Annotated in this window: 16 protein-coding genes and 1 tRNA gene; 15 read left to right on the top strand and 2 right to left on the bottom strand. The window is 54.4% G+C overall.

Annotated elements, in window-relative coordinates; translation table 11 throughout:
- Positions 1–14 precede the first annotated feature (14 nt).
- From pheT to AO356_RS00820, 15 genes are all read left to right on the top strand, one after another.
- Positions 15–2393: a phenylalanine--tRNA ligase subunit beta gene (gene pheT, locus AO356_RS00885; protein WP_060738175.1), complete on the top strand. Its 2379-nt coding sequence runs from the start codon at positions 15–17 to the stop codon at positions 2391–2393.
- A 3-nt stretch (positions 2394–2396) separates the two neighbouring features.
- Entirely contained in the window at positions 2397–2699 is a 303-nt protein-coding gene (gene ihfA / locus AO356_RS00880; protein ID WP_002553164.1) for an integration host factor subunit alpha, read from the top strand.
- Complete coding sequence (locus AO356_RS00875) at positions 2680–3036, top strand: MerR family transcriptional regulator (RefSeq protein WP_003179985.1); 357 nt, start codon at positions 2680–2682, stop codon at positions 3034–3036. Before ihfA ends, AO356_RS00875 begins: the two co-directional genes overlap by 20 nt.
- 90 nt (positions 3037–3126) lie before the next feature.
- A tRNA-Pro gene (locus tag AO356_RS00870) sits at positions 3127–3203 on the top strand.
- A gap of 316 nt (positions 3204–3519) precedes the next feature.
- A complete protein-coding gene (locus tag AO356_RS00865; protein ID WP_060738174.1) occupies positions 3520–10146 on the top strand; it encodes a DUF3320 domain-containing protein in 6627 nt (2208 codons plus the stop codon).
- A gap of 314 nt (positions 10147–10460) precedes the next feature.
- A complete protein-coding gene (locus AO356_RS00860) occupies positions 10461–11354 on the top strand; it encodes a hypothetical protein (RefSeq protein WP_310650586.1) in 894 nt (297 codons plus the stop codon).
- Positions 11355–11391: 37 nt separating this feature from the next.
- Positions 11392–11772, top strand: a complete 381-nt coding sequence (locus AO356_RS00855) for a hypothetical protein (RefSeq protein WP_060738172.1) — start codon at positions 11392–11394, stop codon at positions 11770–11772.
- Positions 11773–12527: 755 nt separating this feature from the next.
- Positions 12528–13967, top strand: coding sequence for a hypothetical protein (locus AO356_RS00850; RefSeq protein ID WP_060738171.1), 1440 nt, complete (start codon positions 12528–12530; stop codon positions 13965–13967).
- A 9-nt stretch (positions 13968–13976) separates the two neighbouring features.
- Complete coding sequence (locus AO356_RS00845; RefSeq protein WP_060738170.1) at positions 13977–14789, top strand: hypothetical protein; 813 nt, start codon at positions 13977–13979, stop codon at positions 14787–14789.
- Positions 14790–16322 (top strand): methyl-accepting chemotaxis protein, encoded by a 1533-nt coding sequence (locus AO356_RS00840; RefSeq protein ID WP_060738169.1) that lies wholly within the window; start codon positions 14790–14792, stop codon positions 16320–16322.
- Positions 16322–17371, top strand: coding sequence for a hypothetical protein (locus AO356_RS00835; protein WP_060738168.1), 1050 nt, complete (start codon positions 16322–16324; stop codon positions 17369–17371). The genes AO356_RS00840 and AO356_RS00835 overlap by 1 nt, the downstream gene beginning before the upstream one ends.
- A 507-nt stretch (positions 17372–17878) precedes the next feature.
- Complete coding sequence (locus AO356_RS00830) at positions 17879–19843, top strand: ATP-binding protein (RefSeq protein ID WP_237140795.1); 1965 nt, start codon at positions 17879–17881, stop codon at positions 19841–19843.
- Positions 19844–20544: 701 nt separating this feature from the next.
- Positions 20545–20757, top strand: a complete 213-nt coding sequence (locus AO356_RS32685; protein ID WP_203225773.1) for a hypothetical protein — start codon at positions 20545–20547, stop codon at positions 20755–20757.
- 124 nt (positions 20758–20881) lie between these two features.
- Positions 20882–21121, top strand: coding sequence for a YceK/YidQ family lipoprotein (locus tag AO356_RS00825; RefSeq protein ID WP_060738166.1), 240 nt, complete (start codon positions 20882–20884; stop codon positions 21119–21121).
- Between the two features lie 118 nt (positions 21122–21239).
- On the top strand, positions 21240–22280 hold the full coding sequence (locus AO356_RS00820) for a zinc-dependent alcohol dehydrogenase family protein (protein ID WP_060738165.1): 1041 nt from the start codon (positions 21240–21242) through the stop codon (positions 22278–22280).
- On the opposite strand, the gene AO356_RS00815 is transcribed toward AO356_RS00820, so the two are convergent.
- Both AO356_RS00815 and AO356_RS00810 read right to left on the bottom strand, forming a co-directional pair.
- A complete protein-coding gene (locus AO356_RS00815) occupies positions 22277–24298 on the bottom strand; it encodes a DKNYY domain-containing protein (protein ID WP_060738164.1) in 2022 nt (673 codons plus the stop codon). The two genes, AO356_RS00820 and AO356_RS00815, sit on opposite strands and share 4 nt — an antisense overlap.
- A 228-nt stretch (positions 24299–24526) precedes the next feature.
- A complete protein-coding gene (locus AO356_RS00810) occupies positions 24527–24790 on the bottom strand; it encodes a hypothetical protein (protein ID WP_003203536.1) in 264 nt (87 codons plus the stop codon).
- Positions 24791–24838: the final 48 nt, after the last annotated feature.

Below are 24838 nucleotides of genomic sequence, written 5' to 3'. Positions count from 1 at the left end.
ATTAGGAGAGCAGGATGAAATTCAGTGAACAATGGCTGCGCGGCTGGGTAAGCCCGCAGGTAAGTCGGGACGAGCTGGTTGCTCGCCTGTCGATGGCCGGTCTTGAGGTCGATAGCGTCACGCCGGCCGCCGGCGAATTCAGTGGCGTGGTGGTGGGCGAGGTGTTGAGCACCGAGCAGCACCCGGACGCTGACAAATTGCGGGTTTGCCAGGTCAGCAATGGCGCGGAAACCTTCCAGGTAGTCTGCGGCGCACCTAACGTGCGTCCAGGCCTGAAGATCCCGTTCGCCATGATCGGTGCCGAGCTGCCGGGCGACTTCAAGATCAAGAAAGCCAAGCTGCGTGGCGTCGAGTCCAACGGCATGCTGTGTTCCCAGGCCGAACTGCAGATCGGCGAAGGCAACGATGGCCTGATGGAACTGCCGGTTGATGCGCCGGTGGGCCAGGACATCCGTGAGTACCTGGGCCTGGACGATGCGAGCATCGAGGTCGACCTGACGCCGAACCGTGGCGACTGCCTGTCCCTGGCCGGTCTGGCCCGCGAAGTCGGTGCGCTGTATGCCGCCCCCGTGACGCGTCCGGTGGTCGCGACCGTGCCGGCGGTGCATGACGAAGTGCGTTCGATTGACGTCCTGGCGCCGGCGGCATGCCCGCGTTACCTGGGCCGTGTGATCCGTAACGTCGACCTGTCCAAGCCAACACCGCTGTGGATGGTCGAGCGCCTGCGTCGCGCCGACGTGCGCAGCATCGACGCCGCCGTCGACATCACCAACTATGTGATGCTGGAGCTGGGTCAACCGCTGCATGCGTTCGATCTCGCCGAAATCAACGGCGGCATCCGCGTGCGCATGGCTGAAGAGGGTGAAAAGCTGGTGCTGCTCGACGGCCAGGAAGTGACCCTGCGCAGCGACACCCTGGTGATTGCCGACCACACCCGCGCCTTGGCGATTGCTGGCGTAATGGGCGGCGAACACAGTGGTGTATCCGCCACGACCCGCGATGTATTCCTGGAAAGCGCGTTCTTCGACCAGATCGCCGTCGCTGGCAAGGCGCGTTCCTATGGCCTGCACACCGACGCCTCGCACCGCTACGAGCGTGGCGTGGATTGGCAACTGGCCCGTGAAGCCATGGAGCGCGCCACCGGCCTGCTGCTGGAGATCACCGGTGGCGAAGCCGGCCCGATCATCGAAACCGTCAGCGAACAGCACCTGCCGAAGATTGCACCGGTCACCCTGCGTGCCCAGCGCATCACCCAGATGCTGGGCATGGAAATGGCCCCGGCCGAAGTCGAACGCCTGCTCAGCGCCCTCGGCCTGAACATCAGCGCCGATGGGGCAGGGCAGTGGCGCGTCGAAGTGCCAAGCCATCGCTTCGATATCAGCCTGGAAGTCGACCTGATCGAAGAACTGGCCCGCCTGTACGGTTACAACCGTCTGCCGGTTCGCTACCCGCAAGCGCGCCTGGCCCCGCAAGCCAAGGCCGAAGCCCGCAGCGATCTGCCGGAACTGCGTCGCCTGCTGGTGGCCCGTGGTTATCAGGAAGCGATCACCTACAGCTTCATCGATCCACGCCAGTTCGAGCTGTTCAGCCCCGGTGTCGAGCCGCTGTTGCTGGCCAACCCGATCTCCAACGACATGGCGGCCATGCGCTCGTCCTTGTGGCCGGGCCTGGTCAAGTCGCTGCAGCACAACCTCAACCGCCAGCAGGATCGCGTGCGTCTGTTCGAAAGCGGTCTACGCTTCGTCGGTCAACTGGACGGCTTGAAGCAAGAGCCGATGCTGGCTGGTGTCGTCTGCGGCAGTCGCTTGCCGGAAGGCTGGGCGCAAGGTCGCGATGTCGTCGATTTCTTCGACGTCAAGGCTGACGTGGAAGCGGTGCTGGGCTTCGCCGGCGCGCTCGACGCATTCACTTTCGTACCAGGCAAGCACCCGGCGCTGCACCCAGGGCAGACCGCACGCATCGAGCGAGACGGGCGTGAAGTCGGCTATGTCGGCGCCATCCACCCGGAACTGTCGAAAACCCTGGGCCTCGATCGTCCAGTCTTCGTTTTCGAGCTGGTGCTGGCCGAAGTGGCCCAAGGGAAAATGCCGAAATTCCAGGAGTTATCGCGCTTTCCTGAAGTGCGTCGTGACCTTGCGTTGCTGGCCGACCGTGACGTTGCATCCAGCGCCGTGCTGGAGGTAATCCGTGAAAATGCAGGCGAATGGCTGACGGACCTCAGGCTATTTGACGTGTATCAGGGTAAAGGCATTGATCCGCATAGAAAAAGCCTTGCAGTTGGCTTGACCTGGCAGCATCCATCGCGCACTCTTAATGACGATGAGGTGAATACCGCAACGCAGAATATCCTCACCTCGCTCGAAAACAGGTTGAACGCCACGTTAAGGAAGTGACGTATGGGGGCTCTGACGAAAGCTGAGATGGCGGAACGTCTGTATGAGGAGCTGGGCCTGAACAAACGGGAGGCCAAAGAATTGGTCGAACTGTTTTTCGAAGAAATCAGGCACGCTCTGGAAGACAACGAACAGGTCAAATTGTCCGGTTTCGGCAATTTCGACCTTCGGGACAAACGCCAGCGGCCTGGCCGCAATCCGAAAACGGGAGAAGAAATCCCGATCACGGCTCGCCGTGTGGTCACCTTTCGTCCAGGGCAGAAGTTGAAGGCCCGAGTTGAGGCTTATGCTGGAACCAAGTCATAACGACGAACTACCCGTCATCCCGGGCAAACGCTACTTCACCATTGGTGAAGTCAGCGAGTTGTGTGCGGTAAAACCGCACGTGCTGCGCTATTGGGAGCAGGAGTTTCCTCAACTCAACCCGGTCAAGCGCCGCGGAAACCGCCGGTATTATCAGCGACAAGACGTGCTGATGATCCGGCAGATCCGCGCGCTGCTGTACGATCAAGGGTTCACCATCGGCGGCGCACGCCTGCGCCTCTCCGGTGATGAGGCCAAGGACGATACAACCCAGTACAAACAAATGATCCGCCAGATGATCGCCGAGCTTGAAGATGTGCTGGTGGTGCTCAAGAAATAAAATTTCTGCTTTAAATACTTCCAGTTTTCAAAAGCTTGCGATATATTCCTGAGCGTTCCGTTGAGAAGCGGAACAAGATTCACGCCTAGTCGGGGCGTAGCGCAGTCCGGTAGCGCACTAGCATGGGGTGCTAGGGGTCGAGTGTTCGAATCACTCCGTCCCGACCATATAATTCAAAGGGTTGCGAGATTTTATCTCGCGACCCTTTTTTATGTTTGGTCGTTGTTACCCCCAGAAAACGGCTAGCTCTGAATGGATTTTTCAGGTGTGGTACCAATATCGGATTTTTTGCCTAGAAGCTTTTGGCGGTGATTGCTCCCGCCTACCTGGCGGCCATCCGATGATGGGATGAGAAATCAGCAATACTAAAGACATATTACGGCTCTCGTTAGAAAAGCTATCATCCTGCTATCAGTTCAAGAGGGGCCCCCTGGCCGGCCAATCCCGGCACTCCCTTGGGCATAAAGACAAGGATGGTTGCGCATGGATGAGATCGTTCAGTCCCTCACGCCCCAAGAAGAAGCCCAGCCTAAGGAAGTAAAGATCCTTGCCACCTTGGTGGCGAAGCTGAATCTTGCAGATTTCCAGAACGCCATTCCTGTAATACGCGAGTTGCGCATCTCGAATGAAACGAGTGATCGTTTTGTCAATGCAACCCTTACCCTTAGCTCGGTGCCCGAGGTATTTAAGTCCAAGATCTGGCGGATTGACGAGATTGCTGCTGATAGCTTCCGAGTCATACCTGGGCTTGATCTTGTATTGGATGGCCCGTTGTTGAATCGTCTGACAGAAGCGGAGATGTCGACTTTTACCTTCCTTCTTGAGACCGATGATAAGGAGGCGGGGAGTGGTCGCAAGGAGGTTGCTCGGTTTGAACAAGTCGTAGACCTTTTGCCCAGAAACCAGTGGGGCGGATTGCGGCATATACCAGATATGACTGCGGCTTTTGTTCAGCCGAATGATGCGGCGGTTGAGCGATTGCTTAAACAGGCGGCCGAGTTGCTACGTCTTAGCGATAAGCCATCCGCACTTAATGGATATGAGGGGGGGGCAAAAAGAGCGTGGCAGTTGGCGTCGGCAGTGTGGGGCGCGGTGGCGCGCATGAAGCTCGACTATGCATTGCCACCGGCTAGCTTTGAACAATCAGGACAGAAAATTCGAAGCCCCAGTCAGATTGCTGACTCCGGGTTGGCTACTTGTCTCGACCTGACGCTGCTTTTCTGCGCGGCATTGGAGCAGATCGGTCTTAACCCTGTGATCGTATTTACCCATGGTCATGCTTTTGCTGGTTTGTGGCTTAAGCCAGAAGAGTTTACGACTGCCCTGGTGGACGATGCCACAGCAGTACGTAAGCGTGTGAAGCTTCAGGAACTCGTGTTGTTCGAGACGACCTTCATTACCCACAACTCAATACCGTCATTCTCTTATGCGGTAGAGATGGGTACAAAACAGGTAGCCGAGGACGCTGAAAATGCTTTCGAGATGCTGCTGGATATCCGTCGTGCCCGTATGCAACGTATCAAGCCACTCGCCAGCTCAGAGGCTCAGATCGCGCGTGCTGTCGTTGCTGAGTCTGACGAATCTCCACTGCTTCTGGTGGAGGAAGGGCTCGGCATCGCCGATGACAACATTGTGCAGGTTGAGGATCTCTCCAAGCTCGACCCAGCAGATCGCCTCGGCCGATGGCAGCGTAAGCTTTTGGATCTGTCACTTCGAAATAACTTACTCAATTTCAAAATGGGTAAGCGAGCGCTGAAGCTTGAGTCTCCTGATCCAGGTGCGCTTGAGGACATTCTAGCAAGTGGACAGGTACTGAAGCTGCTTACCAGGCCTGACCTGATGGATGGAGCAGATCCACGGGAACGTGCACTCTACGAGCAACGTGAGCGAGAGGATGTTCGTCGTCGTCATGCTGAAGATGCTCTCAAGCGTAGGGAAATATTCGTTGCTCTGACGTCCGTCGAAATGGATGCCCGCCTAACTGAGTTGTATCGAAGCGCTCGTACTGCTTTGCAGGAAGGTGGTTCCAACACTCTGTTCCTGGCCATCGGTTTTCTTAGCTGGACGCGTGAGGATAGAGCCGGCCAGAAATATAAAGCGCCGCTAGTGTTGGTACCGGTTACGTTGGAACGCAAGAGCGCCCGCTCCGGATTCACGATGGTGCTGCACGATGACGAACCTCGTTTTAACCCGACTTTGATCGAGATGCTGCGCCAAGACTTTGAGTTGGGCTTGGGTTCGCTGGAGCAGGAGCTGCCTCGGGACGAGTCCGGTCTGGATATAACAGGCATTTGGAACAAGGTTGGTCATGCGATTAAGGACATCGTTGGCTGGGAGCTTAACGAGGACGTTGTGCTCTCGATGTTCTCGTTTGCTAAGTATCTAATGTGGAAGGATCTTGCCGAGAATGCGGGGCACCTTCGACAGAGTCCTGTAGTTCAGCATCTTCTGGATACGCCACGCGATTCGTTCATCTCCGATACCCCGTTTCCGGAAGCTGAGTCGCTAGACCGTGATTACGGCCCGACTGATGTGTTTTGCCCACTGCCATCTGATTCATCTCAGCTTGCGGCTGTGATGGCAGCAGCCAAGGGCAAAGACTTCGTTCTCATCGGCCCACCTGGCACGGGTAAAAGCCAAACGATTTCCAACATGATTGCCCAGTCGATCGCTCAAGGACGTCGGGTGCTGTTTGTGTCTGAGAAAATTGCCGCCCTGGATGTCGTGTACCGGCGCTTGCGTGAAATCGGTCTGGGCGAGTTCTGCCTTGAACTTCACTCCAGCAAAGCTCGAAAAACGGATGTCCTTGCTCAGTTGCAGTCGGCTTGGGAAGCGAAAGGGCAGGTAGACGCTGCCGCATGGGAGGTGGAAGCGCAGCGGCTCGCTTCCCTGCGTGACAGCCTCAATATTTATGTCGAGCGTTTGCATCGCCGGCACCGCAACGGCTACTCCATCTACGATGCCATCGGGACGGTGACATCAGGTGTTGATGAGACAGTAGCTCCACTTGGTTGGCCATCTCCGGGCACGCATGATCAGAAGGCCATGCTTGAGCTTCGAGAGCTGGGCGATCGCCTTGAAGTGAACGCCCAGGCTGTGGGTTACAGTCAGTTGGCAAACAACGCTTTGTCCGCAGTAGGCCAAGCAGAGTGGTCGCCTCATTGGCAGCAACAATTCGTGCAGGCTGCTCGTGACGTGCTTCCCGCTGTGCTTGAGGTTCAGCGAGCTGCTGATCGCTTTGTTGAGCTGTCCGGGCTTCCTGTTACGGAGTACACCCCAACAGCGCTTGAGGGGCTATCGATCCTTTCTCGAGCACTTCCTGCTGCCGCTGGGCAGGATTGGTGTTTCGCACTGCGACCCGATGCACGCTCGATTTCTCAGCGTCTGAGTGAGGGTTGTACTTGGGTCGAAGAGCACCGGGACACTAACTCCGGGCTCTCAGCTCTCTGGCCCTCTCGTATAATTGCTGAAGCTAAACAAGGCATTGATCTGCTGCAGCAACGCCGCGCTATTTTCGTTGATCTAGGCCCAGCTTGGCCAGAAAGTGTCACTGACGTTATCGGGCAAGCTGTCACATTGCTGTGTCAGATAGACGACCTCAAGCACCAGCTAACGGCGTCCTACGGTGACGCGATTGAAGGACTTGATATCGATCTCCTGCTGCGCGAGTGGAAAGACGCGGAGGAGTCTTTCTGGCCTAAGTCTTGGTTTGGAAAGCGCCGAATCGCTGGGCTATTGGCTCCGACGCAGACGTCAACAGGTGAAGTCGACAATGGCAAGGATCTCGCTACTTGGGTAGAGATTCGGTCGGTGCGTCGAGCAATCGATGAGCTGGAGCCAGGTCATGAGTGTGTTGCTGTTTGGCAAGGCGCTAAATCCGAAGCAACGCATCTCGCGACAGCGATCAAGCTGCAAGAGGCTATGCGGCTTCAGAAAAGTAATTCTGCCTGGATCGATGACGGCTTGCAGTTGGTTGAGCAGGGCCAGCTAGGCGATGAGCTTAAGGAGGAACTCCGCCGGCTGCGTGCGCTGACTCGTCTCGATGTTGGGTTAGATGAGCTGGCTGATCTCAGCTCAGCAACTAGCTCTCTCTGGAGCGGTTTGACCACGGATATTGACGTGCTGACTTCAGCTCTGCGCTTCCAGGCGGAACGACGAGGCATAGAAGAGCGCGGTCGGCTTGTCGACGACTATCCTCATGTAGAGGAGGGGCGTTGTGGCTCGTCGTTAAAAGCTGATTTTGAGTTGCTCAAGAAAAGAGCAGCAGTTGAGCGAGAGTTGGTGGATCTGGCCGATCTACGAGAAATCGTTCCCGTCTGGAATGACTTGAAAACGAAGGTTGACGTCGTGCGTAGGGCGGTAGCGTTTCAGGGGGAAATAACTGCCGCGGTGGCGAAGCTAGCACTCAATCCTGAGCAAGTCGCGGCCTACAAAGCACCGCTTCAAACTTTGCTGGGGGATGGTAACGCACTACTTGAACCGGAGGCTGCTATAGCCAATGCCGGTGTTGCTCTTCGAGAAAGGCTTGAGTTGCTACAGGCGCGAGCGGCGCACCTGACGGCTGTCGGTCATTTCACCGAAATGGGCGTCACCGAAACTGCTCACCTGGCGCTAAGTGATATCAAGACAAACTGCGAAACTGTCGTCTCGTCTGAATCGCGCCTCAAGGCATGGTGCGCTTGGCGGAAGGTTCGCGATGAAGCCTACGCTGTCGGTCTGGCGCCAATTGTTCAAGCGATGGAAGCAGGAGCCATCACCTCTGGAAAAGTCCGGCGTGTATTGGAAGTAAATTATGCCCGCTGGTGGCTGAATACGACGGTCGACAACGAAGAGGTGATCCGGACGTTCGTCAGCGTGGAGCATGAACAGCGCATTCGTGATTTCCGAGCTTTGGATGACAAGTTCACCGAGTTGACCAAAGACTGGCTCCGAGCTCGGCTGTGTTCCGACCTACCAAGCCAGGATAGCGTAAGTCGTTCTTCGGAATGGGGCGTCCTGCGCCATGAGATGGGCAAGAAGACCAAGCACATTCCATTGCGGGAGTTGATGAGTCGTGCGCCAGAAGCGCTAACCAAGCTGACTCCATGCTTGCTCATGAGCCCTCTCTCCATTGCTCAGTATCTGCCGCCTGCTTCAACACCGTTCGATCTCGTTATCTTCGATGAGGCATCTCAAATACCTGTCTGGGATGCCATCGGCGCCATGGCTCGAGGGAAGCAGGTGGTGATGGTGGGCGACCCCAAACAGCTCCCTCCAACTTCGTTTTTTAACCGAGCTGAGTCGACCGCTGAAGATGAGGATGTAGAGGCTGATCTCGAGAGTATTCTGGACGAGTGCATCAGTGCCAACCTGCCGATGCGTAACCTGAGCTGGCACTACCGTAGCCGCCACGAGAGTCTGATCGCTTTCTCGAACCAGCGATACTACCAGTCGAAGCTGGTGACCTTCCCATCACCGTTTACGGCCGACAAAGCAGTACGGTTATGCCCTGTCCCGGGTATATATGACAAGGGCGGGTCGCGAACAAACTTAATTGAAGCAAGATATTTAGTTGCTGATTTGGTTGCTCGCCTCCAGTCTCCGGCCTTCCGCGAAAGCAGGCGGACCGTGGGGGTCGTAACCTTTAACGGCGAGCAACAGAAGCTCATCATGGACATGCTGGATGAGGCTTGCCGGAAAGACCCATCACTCGATTCGTATTTCGCTGAGTCCGAGCTGGAGCCTGTGTTCGTCAAGAACCTTGAGAGCGTTCAAGGCGATGAGCGAGACATCATCTATTTCTCGACCACCTATGGAAAAGACGCTGCCGGTGTGCTGTCCATGAACTTCGGTCCGATGAACCGCCCTGGTGGTGAGCGTCGACTGAACGTGGCAATAACCCGTGCTCGCCAGGAGCTTGTGGTGTTTTCGACCTTGCGCCCAGAGCATATTGATCTAGCTCGTACGCAAGCGATCGGGGTTCGAGATCTAAAGCACTTCTTGGAGTTTGCAGAGCGTGGCCCACGGGCTCTCGCAGAGGCTGACTTTGGTAGCGTGGGTAGTTTTGACAGCCCATTCGAAGAGGCAGTTGCAGCGGCCTTGGCTAAAAAGGGATGGCAGATATTTACCCAGATTGGCGTTTCCTCCTTTCGAATAGACCTTGGGGTTGTTCACCCTGACACACCTGGACGGTACCTTGCCGGGATTGAATGCGACGGTGCTACCTATCACCGCAGTGCGACCGCTCGTGATCGTGACAAGCTCCGTGAGTTTGTACTGCGTGGACTTGGTTGGGAGATCGTTAGGATATGGTCGACAGACTGGTGGGTTGATGCAATTGGAACTGCCGAAAAGGTACATCTACGTCTGAACGAACTCCTTGCTGAATCCCGAGCCAAGCAGGCTGTCATCGATGCCGCTCAAGAGGCAGAGCGACTGAAAATCGACGCAGCGATGGCTGAGGTCATTGAGGTAGTAAGTCAGGTTGCTGTGGTCGCCACAGTGGATAGTGCGGGCGAATCCAATGATCCCTCAGGTGCACTCCCTGATTTTAAGTACGCCAAGGCTGCATCTATCAAGCCAGACGAGGATGTCCTGGCTTTTGCTCGTCCCCTTGAATATTTGATTTATAAAGAATCCGACCCTCGTCAGGCGGTAGGGTTGGTCGATCCAGATCAGTTCTTTGAGGCGAGTTACACGGAAACGTTGGAGCAGATGATTGCTCATGTCGTGGCGGAAGAGGGACCGGTTCTGGACACGGCGCTTGCAAGGCGCATTGCCCGTGCTCATGGCTGGGTACGAACCGGCTCACGGATACGTGATCGCGTTGACCAAATTGCCCGGGCGCGATTTCGCTCACATGAAGAGGAGCAGACAGGAGTCTTTTTCTGGCCTACTCATATCGAGTCGGACGCCAGTGTCGTCTTCCGTAAGCCCGGCGACGAAGACACCACGAGAGGACTATCTGAAATCTGCCTGCCAGAACTACGTGCTTTGGTTGATGAGATGGTGCAGCGGGGACACGAAGGGGAATCCTTGATATACGCGGTCGCGAAGGAAGTTGGAGTAAGCAAGCTTGCTCATGCGGGACGTCAGCGAATTGAGAAGGCCATACGTCAAACGACGGAGTAAACGAGAAACAAGGGGGCTGTGAAGGTTGTCATGAAGGTCCCCTTACTTCTGGATAACTGGCCGTGTCTTTGCTCTGGGAAGCGTGGAGTACAAATGCGTTCTTTCTGGGTTAACTGACATTTCGGTTCCAAATGCTCAGGTGATTCAGGCAACGCCACGAGTTATGTTAATGTGCCATCATATGAACGGTATGGAGAGTCGTGATGGGTTGGAAAGGGACTGTACGTTCGCTGCAAGCGTCTGCGCGGCGATCAGAGCGCAACGCTCATCGCCGTCAGCGTGAGCTTGAAAAGCGACAGAAAGAGTACGCAAAGATGGAAGCGCTGGAACAAGCGGCGTATGAAGTTGAGGTGTACGAAAATCACGTAGATATCCTCCTTTCGATGCACAAGGAGTGTGCCGAGCCTGTGAAATGGAAGCGGCTTCTCTCCAACCCCGAACCTAGACAGCCCCTTAAGAGCGGCACACTTGAGCAAGAGGCCACGTACGCGGCTGCTACATATCGCCCCAATTTCTGGGCTCGGCTCTTCAAGCTAGAGGCTCGTCAGCGCGCAGCTCTGATCGCCAAGATTGGCACCGCACAGGCGGAAGATGAAAGGCAATATCAGGCTCAGTTTGATGAATGGAAAACTGCCCATACCGAGTGGGCAGAGGAGAGGGACATTGCGATCCGTATCCTTGATGGTGATCGTCAGGCCAAGCTAGATGCCATCGAGGCTTTCGAGTCGTTTGCAGAAATATCACACCTCGGCTCAGCTATTCAGATGATTGTTCATGAAGGTGGTGTCTTAGAAGCCAAAGTCGCTATCCATGGCTCTGACGTGATTCCGACCGAAATCAAATCTCTACTCAAAAGCGGCAAGCTCTCGACCAAAGCTATGCCTACTGGGCGGTTCAACGAACTTCATCAGGACTATGTGTGCAGCTGCGCGCTGCGAGTAGGTCGAGAGTTGTTGGCAATTCTGCCGGATGACCTAGTCATCGTCACCGCTCTTGACAATGTGCTCAACAGCTCGACAGGTCATATGGAGGAACAACCAATTTTGAGTGTTGCGTTCTCTAGGCCAACTGTTGACGGACTTAACCTCGAAACCATCGACCCGTCTGATGCGATGAAGAATTTCGTCCATAACATGGGCTTCAAGAAGGGCGTTGGATTCTCGGCTGTTGCCGCCCTTGATGCTCACCGCTTCGCCGTGACCGTATAACTGAATTATCCAAGATTCCGAGAATGACATGGCATACATGAAACAAATTGGCTTGTACACAGGCATATTGGGAGCTGTGGCATCAGTGGCGGCGCTTGTCCTACCCACCCCGGCGGTTTCGCACAGCTCCAGCGGTAACAACAGTCCGGTTATTTCTGGCAATGGCAATAACGTCAACTATCAATCTGGCTTTCCCGATCTTGAAACGATAAGAGCCCAGCGTCCCAATATCAGTGATCAACAATACGCTGCAATTAAGCCTGGTATGACCTACGAGCAGGTGCTGGACATCGTCAAGATTCCCGGTAAGGAGGCCGCCAGCGGCGGCAACGTGCAGGTCTATACGTGGGGGACGGAGCTTTACGTATACATGATGGTGACCTTGGTGAACGGGAAGGTTCAATCCAAGTCACATTGACGTGGTTTCATGGCATTGCATCGCCAAGTAACTTCATGGATACCAGGCGACGCAGTTCAGCATGCATTTATTTGCTCCGAGGCTTACCGGCGTCACTCCGTTTGTCTCGAATTTGACCGTCTTGATTTCGAGAGCGAGGCTGTTGGCCGCCGCCGGGCTTCGGAACGTTTACATCTTTGTTGATAGGGCGTCGATCGGTCATCGTAAATCTCCTACGAGTGCGGGTTTTTTACATATAATCGTTAAGTCGATTTCTACAAAAAACACATCATGTAGTGGTTTGTTTTCGTTACTGGCACAATATAGCGCGTATTTTACGTTGGTCAATGACTGCTTGCTGACACTGCTGCGATTATGACCCGGCTCCTTATTTTGGGTGGTTCGCATGCTGTCTCTAAAATCGCCCGCAATGTCATCACTTTTTGGGTGGAGGGTGGTCAATGAATTCCGGTAGCCAGGGTGGAAAACGTGTCAGCACCAACATGTGAAGGAGCTCCATCTCCAGCATCCAGTCTCTGAATTGCAGTTCACCACTCCTACTGTCGAACTACGCAATGCACATCTTGCTAAGAATCCCGACGAGCGTCATCATCCCGTTACATTTGATGGCCATTCGCCCATGGTCGCGTGTCGCCCGTCAACCAAGTCGGCTATACAGATAATTCCATCACTCCAGTTTTTGGCTCCGTGAAGCAGGAAGCTGTTGCGTTTCGAGTTAGTGAGCCATTTAAAACAAAGACTTATGGATGTTAGTGATGTCGTTTCTAAGGAAGCTGTTGGCGGCGCTTAAGGCATTTTTGTTTGGGGAAAGGGTCGAGACCGACGAAGAAGGAAGCTTTCCTAAAATTGATCCTGAAAAGATCAAAGCTGACCTCAGAGTCCTGGAGAACGCTCGTGCTCATGGTGCGTCGGGTATCCCTGATGCTAGAGATACTCGTCTGACGGAAACTGAACTCCAGATTATGGGTACCGTGGGGAAGCTTCGCGCAGCCACTTTCAAAAGCGGCGAGCGTTGGCTCAAGCAAATCCAAGCCCGTCTGGACAGCATCGACCTGACTCAAGAGACGAACCATACCGTGCAACTCGGTGAGGAGTTCGTACGAAAAGCCGACTCTATTCTCTCCCAGGCAGACGCTGAACTTCAGGATGAAGCGCGTACGACTCGGGCCCAAAAGGAAATCCTCGATCGCTTCAGATCTGAGAACAAGCTGCCTGACACACCTGCGAAGCTGGCAGGCTGGACCGATCATGCGACAAAGGTTGGCGTGCTCGTGTTGTGTTGCGCGCTGGAAGCATTCGCGAACTCGATCTTCTTCGCAGGAGGAATGCAGGGCGGACTGCTAGCCGGTCTGATGCTGGCAGGGCTGTTAGCGGTCGCTAACATCGTTGGATGCTTTTTCGTTGGTCGTCTCTTTACTAACAAAAACCATGTGAACAGCGGTCGCAAAACCCTCGGATGGGTTTGCGGATTATTCGGTGTTACTTGGACACTTTTGGTTGGTTGCTTCGTGGCTTACTGCCGCCATGTGATGCCTCAGATTGATGACGAAACTGCCAATCAGCTGCAACTGGTTTGGGAAAGCGCCAGTTCGTTGGTGTCGCCTTTCAGCGACTTTGAAAGCATTGGTCTGTTTGTTGTGACTGTCATTTTTGGCTTGCTCGCATTGCACCATGGATACGCCTGGCAAGATCGCTACCCGGGGTATTCGAAGGTCTATGGGGCGTACGTTGATTCTTATCAGAGCATGGTCGAGGTTATCGACCGCCTGCGTGAGGAGCTAGAACTGGAAAAACAGACGACGCTCGCGCAAATCGACGAGAACGTTAAAAAAGCCAAGCAGGCCATCAAACGCTTCAAATCCAACATGAATGAGAAGTCTGTCGCCGAGAAAAAGGTGACGGAGCACCTCGTATTGGCTGACAACACCATATTGGCCCTGACGCAGGCATATCGGTATGAGAACCAAATGGTTCGACCGGCTGATAAACCTCGTCCTGACTATTTCAACGATGACGTCGTGCTGGAAGAACAGGGTTTTCCAGATTTTAGCACAGAGCGTGACGAGGACCGCTTGAGGGTTCAGGAGCAGATGTTGAGCGAAATGCTCGCCATTGAGCAGCCAACCCGGGCAAAGGTTCAGTCGTCGTTCACGCAGAAATTTGACCAGCTCAAACCCATTGAAAGCCAGATTTAAGGGCGTCCCATGTCGCTGTACAAAAAACGAAAACAAAAATCGGCTACGGTAGCCATTCTCTGGATTTTGCTGACGCTTGCCCTGGTGGTTGGTGTTGTCTACGGAATCTACTGGTCTTTCAACCAAGATAAAATTGACAAGGTAACGCTTTGCCCAAGCAGTGGTGCGAAGGGTGAATACGTCGTGTTGATCGACAATACGTCTCCCTTTCCCTTTACGCAGAAAGCGGCTTTGGCCAAGCGGCTTCAAAACATGATTCTGAACGAGGTTCCGGAAGGTACCCTGGTGACGGTGTTCCTGTTGGGGGAGGATTACCAGCACAACAGCGATCCTGTATTCGTTATGTGTAACCCAGGGCAGTGGGGAGACAAAAACAAGTTCACGAATACCCAGAAATTCGTGGACAAGGATTTCAACGAGAAATTTGCCAAGCCTCTCGATGCGGTCGTACGCAAGATTCCTTTGGATGTGCGAGCGAAAACCTCTCCCATTTTCGAGATGCTTCAGCTAGCCAGCCTCCACGGATTCAACCATCTGAATGCCCAGGGTGAGAAGCATCTGATCATCTATTCGGACATGGCCGCGAACATGCCTCGGTTCAGCATGTACAAAAATGCTCAGCTCTCCTACAAAGATTTTGCAAAAAGCGCCTACGGCCAAGAGGCGGTAGCGCCTGCGCTGATGGATGTCTCTGTCACCATCAATATGTTGGCCGCGGAGTCTTCGGTTACTCCCTACAACAAGCGCGCGGAATTTTGGGCGCAGTACTTTTCTGCCAATGGTGCGTCACTGGACCGAGTAAACCCCATGGAGGGGCTGTAAATGAGCGCTGTAAAGCCACTGCACCGAGTACAATACTGGTTTGTTTTCGCGCTCATTCTGAAGATTTTTTGCGCCGGGATCAGCCTCTACATTAACGACCCTAAGTGGTTTGGCTTCTGGGTTCCGTTGACCATCATGCTGGCTTATTGGCTGGTGGGTTATCGCGTGCGAAAACTGTATGACGTGAAGCTTACCTTGGCCAAGTTTGCTGACTCTGTTTATTACCTCGGCTTTCTGTTCACCGTGGGCAGTATCATCATCTGTCTGTTCGACATCCAGAGTATCGGTGAAGACCTCAGCAACATGGCGATGCGCTTCGCTGCTGCGATGGTGAGCACTGCGATTGGCATGGTCGCCCGCACCCTTCACGTCGGTTTTAAGCACGACCAGGAGGACGCCATCTCAAGCGTCGAAGAGCGCGCGATCACAGCGGCTGAAAATCTCACCCTGATGTTTGATGACACCTTCCAGAAGTTGACGGTGTTCCGAGATGAAGTGGTTGCCACGACCAAAGAAACCGTCACCGGTGCCAAGGATCAGATTGAGGCGCTTTCCAAGCACAGCATGGGTGCCATGGATGCGTACTTCACCAATGCCACTCAGCGAAGTAATGAAGCGTTCGATGCCATGCTCAAGGACGCCAGGGCCGCCAGCGACAACTTGCTGTCGACCATCAATGGTCTTTCCGAGAAGAGCGAGAAAACCCTCGAGCGTATGGAAGCGCATGCATTGGATTTCGGGAAGAAAGCAGAGGCACGCCTGGATCACACGCTGTTCCCAGAGAATCTGTTCGCCAACAAGCTCAATCCTTCCATTGCCGTTTTGGCTGAGACAACAGATGGGGTCAACACGGGTATCACGACCCTGGCAGAAGACATTAAATCTGCTGCTAAGGCTGTGGGCACTGCGATTCGTGGTTTGAACACCAAAACCCAGACTCTTGAAGAAACACTCACGGCTGTGGGTTCTATTGTTGAAAGTCAGCAGCGTCTCATGGACGCTATGAACAGCCAGGGCGCCAGCCTAGTGGGCGGAATCGAGCGGGTTCAGAAAGAGTTTTTGGACACCCTAGACGACTATCAAAATGACTTCGAGCAAGAGCTTAAAGAAAACCGCGCAGTCATTGCACAGATCGTCGAGAAGCTTGACGGGCTTCACACAAGACTTGAGCGGGACGATTCTGTCGCAGTCCTAAGCCAGGAAATGGGCGAAGCGTTCAGAGCTGCAGGCGAGGCGAGTTTCCGGGCCAACGAAGCCCTTTCTGAGTCGATCAAGTCGACCCTGATGCCTTTCATTCAGGCCATCAACGAAAGCAACGAAACGCACAAAGATTTGGCCAGTCAGGTCATTCAGAGGAACAGTGCTATAGACACCGCCCATGCGCACCTTGATGAGCTCGTTCGCAAGATCGATCACGTGAATCAAATCGAGATTCGCCAGCCCGCGGTTAATGAGCCTCTCATCGCATCCGAGGCCAGTTCTGTGGCCTTGCTTCCATCTGATCGGATGTCCTCAGATGTGAGACCTGCCTGATGAGTCAGAAGAACGACCAGGTCTTCAACCTGTCGATTACTGAAATTTGGATGGTGCTGGCTTTCATTTTGCTACTTCTGAGCGGCTGGCAAGTGTGGAAGCTCACCAATGCCAATAAATCGTTGGAGCAAAAAGTCGCTGACTACCAAAGCCTGGATGAGCGTGAGAGGGCGATCAATGAAGCGACCGCAGCGCTCAAGACTAAGCTTTCAAAAATGGGTTTGAAAAACCCTGATGAGCTTATCCGAAAACTGACAGATGCTTCCAAAGCACGGGACGAGTCAGAGCGCCTGAAGGTACTGCTCACTCAGAAAGACGAAGAGTTGTCGGCGCTTGCTGCGATCGACAAAGCGTTGGAACAGTCAGGGAGTAAAGACAAAGGCAAAGAAGCCAAACGCTTGATACTTGAAACGCTCATGACCTATGACCAGTTGAAGCAGCTGGTCGCAGATCCAAACGCAGACGTTAAGCCTACCGAAATCGTGAAGCGTATCGCCGACATGAAGGCTACGGAGCAGATGATTAAGGATGCTCTGAACACCGAGGGCGATCCGAAGACTGATCAGGTTCATAAACTGCTTCATGATTCGCAGGCATACGCGGAAGCGGAGAAAGCGGGGCTGAATCCGACTGTACTGCAGAAGACGAACAGCGATCTGAAAGGGCAGGTGCAATTTCTACAGAACAAAATTAACCGGGGTAAGGGAGGAGATCTCCCTCCGTGCTGGGCTAACCCCGATACCGGCAAGCCTGAGATGTTCCTCACGGTCTACCTCAAGGAAAATAATCTGACGTTCGAGCCAGCCTGGCCAGTTTCACGACTTGCGGACGCACAAGCGCTGCCAGGTTTCGATGCGCTCATGGTTAATAAAGATAGAGGCTATGAAGATTTTTTGCGCGCCACCCAAGCGATTAATGCGTTTGGCAACGCGAACGGGTGTAAGTACTACGTCCGTCTTGCGAGTCAGATTCAGGACGCTCCGACTTCTGACAAGCGCCGGATTCAAGTAGAAAGCAATTTCTACAAAATTGAAGTGAGGCGGTGGTAAACGGTCTGGCTCTTGCGGGCCGCTTGTGTGTTGTGCAGCTCGTTATTCAAACGATGAAATGACGGGAAGGGGACTGAAAGAGTACTTCGTTGGCGCTGGTGCGATTTTGAATAAGGCTGCTGATTTTGACTGACCCACATGCTATCTCCGAGATCACCCGCGAGTTTCATCATTTTTGAGCAGTCGGTGAGGCAATGAACTCCGGTAGCCTGGGTCAATATCGCACCAGCGCCAACATCTAGTTCTCAGCCAGGCAGATATCCCGATGATGCGATAGGATCAAGGTGTTCGAATTGAGGGGCTTTCTTCTTTAGCGGCAATGGCATACCGCAGAGCGAATGCGTTAATTTCCTCGAGGGCGTACATGACCAGAATGAACAGGGCCATGATAATGACAAAGGATCGGGAGGAAGGGATCAGGTGAGCCTAAACACATATTTGCCGGGGCGGCTACGTAACACGCCGCTACCCCGCAGTCATGGATTGATGCCGTTGTTCGAGGCTGTCGTGAATTCCATTCACTCGATTGCCGAAACCAGCAGCGATCCCGAGTATGGACGGATCACGATCGAGATTGTGCGTGTGCCTCAATCCACTTTGGCCTTGGACGTAAGTAAGGCGAAACGGGGTGCGCCTTCCCAAGAACCTATCATGGGGTTCAAGATCACCGATAACGGAGCGGGCTTTCACGACAAGAACATGGCCTCGTTTGAGACGCTCGATAGTGAATACAAAGCTCAGCAAGGCTGTCGGGGTGTAGGGCGTCTGCTCTGGTTGAAAGCGTTCGAGGCGGTCAACATCAGCAGTGATTACAAAGATGAAAGTGGTGCTATCAAGCACCGTTCATTCGCATTCACGGCGGCGCAAGGGGTATCTAGCCTCCCTTCGACCATGAAGCCAGCCGATTTTGCATTGCAGACCTGCGTCCATCTCTCAGGTTTCAATAAACCGTATAGAGAAAATTCCGCCAAGACAGCTAGGAAGATAGCCACAAGTCTTTTCGAACATTGCCTTTGGTACTTCGTTCGTGATTCTGGTGCGCCGAAAATCCACATCAAGGATGGTGAGGAAGAAATTGACCTTGATGAGGTGCTCGATCAATACCTGTTCACCTCATCGAAAAAGGAACAGATTGAAATCAAGGGGCAGACATTTGAGCTTACCCATCTTAAGCTCAAGGCCAGTTCGGCGAAACAGCCTTTCATTGCCTGGTGTGCTGCCAGTCGCGTGGTTGAAGAGGAAACGCTCTCCGGTAAGGTTCCTGGCTTGCACGGGAAAATTCGTGATGACGACGGTGATTTTATCTACGCCTGTTATGTAACGTCTCCCTTTCTTGATCAAAATGTACGTCCCGAACGTATCGGTTTTGATATCGAAGAGTTGAGCGACGATCTCTTTTCGGAAACGGAAGTCAGCTTGAGCGACATCCGCAGGGCAGTCATTGCTTCGTCTAGCGGCTACCTCGAAGGCTATCTGCAAGAGATCCGTAAAACTGGGCGCGAACGAGTCGAAAAGTTTGTGTCTGTACGTGCGCCACGGTATCGACCAATTCTCCGTCGAATTGATGAAGAGAAGCTCAGCGTCGACCCGGACATTTCAGATAAAGATTTGGACCTTCTGCTCCACAAACAGCTCTCCGAGATTGAGAATGCTTTACTGTCAGAGGGGCATGATGTGATGAGTTTCGGGAGTGGTGAAACCACTGCTCAGTACCAGGAAAGGCTCGTAAGCTATCTTGAGAAAGCGGATGACATCAAGAAGTCGGACTTAGCCAATTATGTATTCCATCGCAAGGTGACTTTGGACATTTTGGCGAAAGCGCTTGAGCGTGGGGAAGACGGCAAGTACGCCAAGGAGGAGTTGATCCATGAGCTCATCATGCCAATGCGTAAAACGTCGGATGATGTTTTTCTGGATAGCTGCAATCTCTGGTTAGTCGATGAGCGTTTGGCGTTCCACGACTTTCTAGCCTCGGATAAGTCACTTCGGTCCTTTCCGATTACTCATTCAACGGACACAAAAGAACCTGATATTTGTGTTTTGAATGTTTTTGATGAGCCATTATTGGTTTCCGATAACAAGAGGATGCCACCGGCGGCTCTGACGATTGTAGAGATCAAACGTCCGATGCGAAATGACGCTGGCGAGGGAGAGGAGAAAGACCCGATTGAGCAGGCGCTTGGCTATCTGCAGCGTATTCGTGATGGTAACGCTCAAACCGCCGCAGGGCGACCTATTCCCAAAGGAAATGAGATCCCAGGCTTCTGCTACGTGATCTGCGATCTTACGCCTTCGATGGAGAGGCGATGCAAGATGCATGACTTGACTCGTGCCGCGGACGGATTGGGGTATTTTGGGTACAAGAGTAGTTTCCACGCCTATGTTGAGGTCATGTCGTTTGACGGTGTCATTAAGTCTGCGACGGAGCGCAATAAGGCGTTTTTCGAGAAGCTTGGGCTGCCAACGAATTAGTCTGAGTGACACATCGTCCTTACGAACTGAGATTCGACGGCCAGATTGCCATCCTCCCGGAGGGAGCGGCCGGCATCGTTGAGCGTCAGTGACTCGACTTCTTTAATGGCGATTTTGGTCGGAAATGAGTTACCCCTACTTTTCCCCCACAAAACCGTCGGCTCTCGATGGATGTTACTGGACTCTCGTGGAGCAGAACACCGCTGGAACTCAAGTAAATACTAGCTTAGTAAAAGCCAGAGTAGAGTTTTGAAAGCTTTCGAGAAGTATGAAAAAGAAGATGGGGTGCTAGGGGTCGAGTGTTCGAATCACTCCGTCCCGACCATATTTTCATTGATCTGGCCCAGCTTTAGCAGTTGGGCTTTTTCATGCTCGCAGAAAACCTGTTTTTTGTGGGTATCCTCAAATGCTCTCTCTATGATGGGCTGCGAAGCGGAAGACCAATCAACCTATAGTAACTACGCACTCCGATGTGCTGGTAGATGCGATGAGCGATCAGCCGGAATCTGTTCTAGGGTCGAAAAAACGGAAGCCGGTACGACCCTGACGCGGCTGGATGCCGAAAAACTGAAACCCTGGCTTGAGAAGTACAGGCTTGGGCAGTTGTGGACGCGGGGTGAGATTGGAGGAACGCGCTGGTGGAACTCTACGTAGAGGGGGCGCTGCATCGTTGAACACAGTTTGGCGCGAAGGGTGGACGAATGCTCAGCAACCTGATGGTCGTGCGCGGTAGTTACCGTGGCAGCATTTGCAGGAACGTCAGGGTGATGGTTGGCAAAAACCAGCGGGTTCGGACGATTGGCAGCAAGGGAGAACACTCCTTCAAGCTGTTGGGGCTTATCGATCCGAACAAGGTGTGTGAGGCTTCTCCTTGGGCCAAACGATTTATTGAGAGTCTTGAACGGCGTAGGTGATGTATTCGAAAGGCTCAGACCGATGTTGTTTCATCGCGATAGAAAAGCCACTCAATTGAGTGGTTTTTTTGTCCAGTGGCGGCGGTTTTCAGGAAAGAAGTAAAAGAAGTAATAAGGACATTACGTGCTAAAGAAAGTGATTCTGCTGATTCTGGTCGCCAGCTTAAGCAGCTGCATGGCCACCGCGATGCGGATGGATTACGACAAGCATCGGTGCCCCTATATTGGCCTGCGCTTTGACTGGTGGCTGGTGGGCACGTCCAAAGGAAAGCTGATCCCTTTCTTGCTTATCGACGCACCGTTCTCACTGGTGGTCGATACCGTATTCTTCCCCTTCGAATATCAGTACAGCTGTAACCTATAAGTGACAGGGATTCTTACGTGTCGGGGGATTTGTGGTTACTGTTGGCGTTGGTTCGCGGCAAGGTCGGTCCGCGAGCCAGGATTCAGACAGAGCGCTTTTCTAAAGTAGAGGGATTCTCATGAAAGCCGTAGTTTACGAAGCCTTTTCCCAACCCCCACGTTTGATGACAGTCGAAGACCCGACCCCCGAGCGTCACGGTGTGGTTGTTCAAGTCCTGGGTACGGGCGTATGCCGAAGCGACTGGCATGGCTGGAAAGGTCATGACCCTGACATTCAACTGCCCCATGTGCCCGGTCACGAATTGGCGGGAATCGTGGCGGAGGTGGGGCGGGATGTCACCCGATGGAAGGTGGGCGATCGTATCACCGTGCCTTTTGTCGGCGGCTGCGGCGCGTGTCCGGAATGCAATAGCGGCAACCAGCAGGTGTGCCACAGCCAGTTTCAGCCGGGTTTCACCCATTGGGGCTCTTTCGCCGAGTATGTGGGGATTCACAAGGCGGATTTGAACCTGGTTGCGTTGCCGGAAAACATGGACTTCGCCACGGCGGCGAGCCTTGGTTGTCGGTTCGTCACTTCGTTCCGTGCGGTTGTCGATCAAGGCAAGGTCACGGCGGGCCAGTGGGTGGCGGTTCATGGCTGTGGTGGCGTGGGGCTTTCCGCCGTGATGATCGCCCACGCTATCGGAGCGAACGTCATCGCCATCGACATCTGCGACGATAAGCTCAAGCTTGCCCAGTCGCTCGGTGCCGTCGCGACAATCAACGCAAGCCGGGTGGCGGATGTCACCGAGGCGGTACTCGAGATTACGAAGGGCGGCGCTCACGTTTCGCTGGATGCCCTGGGCCATCCTACGACCTGCTTCAACTCCATCAATAATCTGAGACGGCGTGGAAGGCATGTCCAGGTCGGTTTGATGCTGGCGGACCACAGCACGCCCTCGATCCCAATGAGTAAGGTCATTGCCTACGAGCTGGAGATCTGCGGCAGCCATGGCATGCAGGCTCACCGTTACGGCGCGATGATGGAGATGATCACGTCCGGCAAGCTGGCGCCTGAAAAACTGGTGGGTAAGACCATCAGCCTTGAGCAATCGATTGATGCGCTCATGAACATGGACCGGTTTGACACCGCAGGCGTTACGGTTGTGACGCAGTTCTAAACGCTTGCCGCTGGCTGGCCGAGGGATTCCCGGTAATGCGCTTCGTCGACTTCGGTCAGGGTTGCATAACCGTCGTAGTGATAGAGGCGATGTTGGTCACGGGCGTAGCGGTCATTCAGGAACTCGAGGGTGGCCAGGTCGATCCGCTTGGCGCTCAACGGGCGTCGATGACAGAACAACTTGCGCGTGCCCAACTGCAAAAAATCAGGGTGGGGCACGTGGACCTCATCGGGATCGAACGCCACGTCCAGCGGCTTACCTTCCGAGAAGATCAGCGTAGGGCTGACAGCATAGGTGCCGAGCATGCGGGTATCCGAGGGAGGTAGCTTTTTTTTCGCCTCACCGTAGTAATACACCGTGTCCTGATCCTTGGCCCAGCCATGGCCGCAGGATTCGAACGTAGCCGCTTGGGCCCTACGAATCGGCTCCGGGGGATGGTAAAAAATCCGGTGGCAGAACACCGTCTTGCCGTCAGTCAGGTAGGGTGAGCCCAGTGAGCGAAAATGTTCCGCCGATTCCGGGGAAAAACGTTCGGGTACTTCCGTGTCGGCGTTATGGAATGGGATCAGATACAAACCGTTGGCATCACCGCACAGATGCGTGTCCAGCAATTTGAAACTCGCAGCGTCCAGCCCGTTGATCACGCGTCCATGGAAATACACCTGGTCGCCCAGCTCAAAACCGAGACCGATGGCCTGTAACGGCAGCGTTTCCGTGTATGTTTGCGCGGCTTCAGGTGGTGCCTGCAAGCGGTGCCACCAATAACCCTCCAACTGCGGATGGGCTTCGAAGTAAGGCGCCCACGCCGCTTGCATGGCCGCATCGATGATGCCGCCAGAGCCCAGCGGGCCGTGCTTGTCACCTGCCAGCACGGGTGAGTAATCCTGGTCACTACGACAGGGCTGGGACACGACGAAGCTCTCCACGTCGACATCGAGGCGTTTCCGGCCTTGGTAGACGTGTAGGTGATCCCGGTAGTAATCGAACCCCAAGTGACGAAAACTCGGGCCATGGGCATCGCGCAGGCGGGTCCCGGCGGCGTAGATGTACTGGTCGTCCACGGCAAAATACTCATCCTCGTATTCGATGGCGCTGACCACGCGGCCGCCTTCATCGAACGCTGGCTGCCAGCACTGGAGCAGGTGGAAGTCGCCCACGTAGCGAATGGTTTTTCCGGTCAGGTAATAGGCGCGTTGCTTGTCCTTGGCGTAGCGTTCGTTAAGCACGGTGAAGGTCGCCAGGTCGGCATTGTCGATGCGGTAGAAGTATTCATAGGCAATGCTCGAGCCTTGCTGCGCTTGCACGATGATCGACTGCCCATCGGTGCCCCAGCGTTGGGCGAGCATCTGGAAGTCGTCCGGGTTGGCGACCGGCAGTGGCGTGCCGTCCTTCTGGTGCAGGGGCTGGAAGCCCCTATAGACGTGATCGTCGATCACTCGATAGGACGGGTGGTTGCAATACCGCACCTGCGCCGTGGCGCTGGCGATAATGTGCCCCTGCAAAAAGAGATGCACACCGTCGCAGAACAGCGCGGACGCTGAAGTCACCGAGGCCGGGGACGAGGCCAACAGGGCCAGCCTGTCGGGTCGCGCTTCGTGGATTTGGGTGATCGCGTACTCGCCGAACCAATAGGCGCCAGTTGCGTCACGCCAGTACTGGTGACCGAGGCTTTCCAGGCCTTTGTCGAACCGAAACGGCAGGGGTTGCAGCGCCTGGTAGCCGTGGCGCTCCCGGTAGGCCGGAAGCAGGTAGTAATCACGCAGGGCTTCGCGCAACACCCACGGGTTGCGTCGATGCCGCCAAACCGGCTGACCGGCCAGCAAGGGCGAGGGCGGATAGTGCCCCGCGCTGGCACATTGTGCCAACTCGCTGGGTCGTGTGCCTTGAGGGTTGAGCATGATGTACACATCAGGCACTTGCCCATCGCCCAGCAGCACACCGTCCAAGAATGCGAAGCCTTGATGCCATTCAAGGTTCAGCGGTTCCCAGTCAGCCTTATCCGTCCCTGTGATTGTCATTTATTGCGATCTGCTCTCCAGGTAGGTGGAACACCAAGTCAAAGATCCCCGCCGCCACGCTCAAAAAATGAACTTGAACAGCGCAATCACTACGATCAGGCCAATCAGGAAAATGATACCTACGGTACCGCCAAGGAATTTCAACATAAGAACGCTCTCATCGGATGGGCTTAATCGTCTAGACCGCCACCGATAGCGCTCGTTTCGTCGAATATTCATGCGTGATGATCAATGGACCGCAAAGGACCTTGGCACTGGCACATGTTCGAATTTGGAAATGGTCTTGATCCAGTAGCGGCGGTAGTCCGTCTGGTCCGGTGCCAGCGGCTTGTGGCTGGACCATGGGTGTTTCTCCTTCAGGCTGGCGCGGTACGCTTCCCATTCTTTCTGCTCGGCCACTTCCCGGGCTTTGCTCCGGTCGTCGAACCAGCCCAGCACGTAAGCTTCGCCCTGGTCCGTGCCGTGCGCTATCAGCAAATAAATCTCTGTCATGACTGACCTACCGTTCTGTCCTGCGCCCCAGTGGCGGGGTCTTATCCT

It is taken from the genome of Pseudomonas fluorescens (genome assembly GCF_001307275.1).
Lineage (GTDB): Bacteria > Pseudomonadota > Gammaproteobacteria > Pseudomonadales > Pseudomonadaceae > Aquipseudomonas > Aquipseudomonas fluorescens_AA.
The sequence above is the reverse complement of the archived record's forward strand: the minus strand, read 5'-3'. Positions and strand labels throughout refer to the sequence as shown.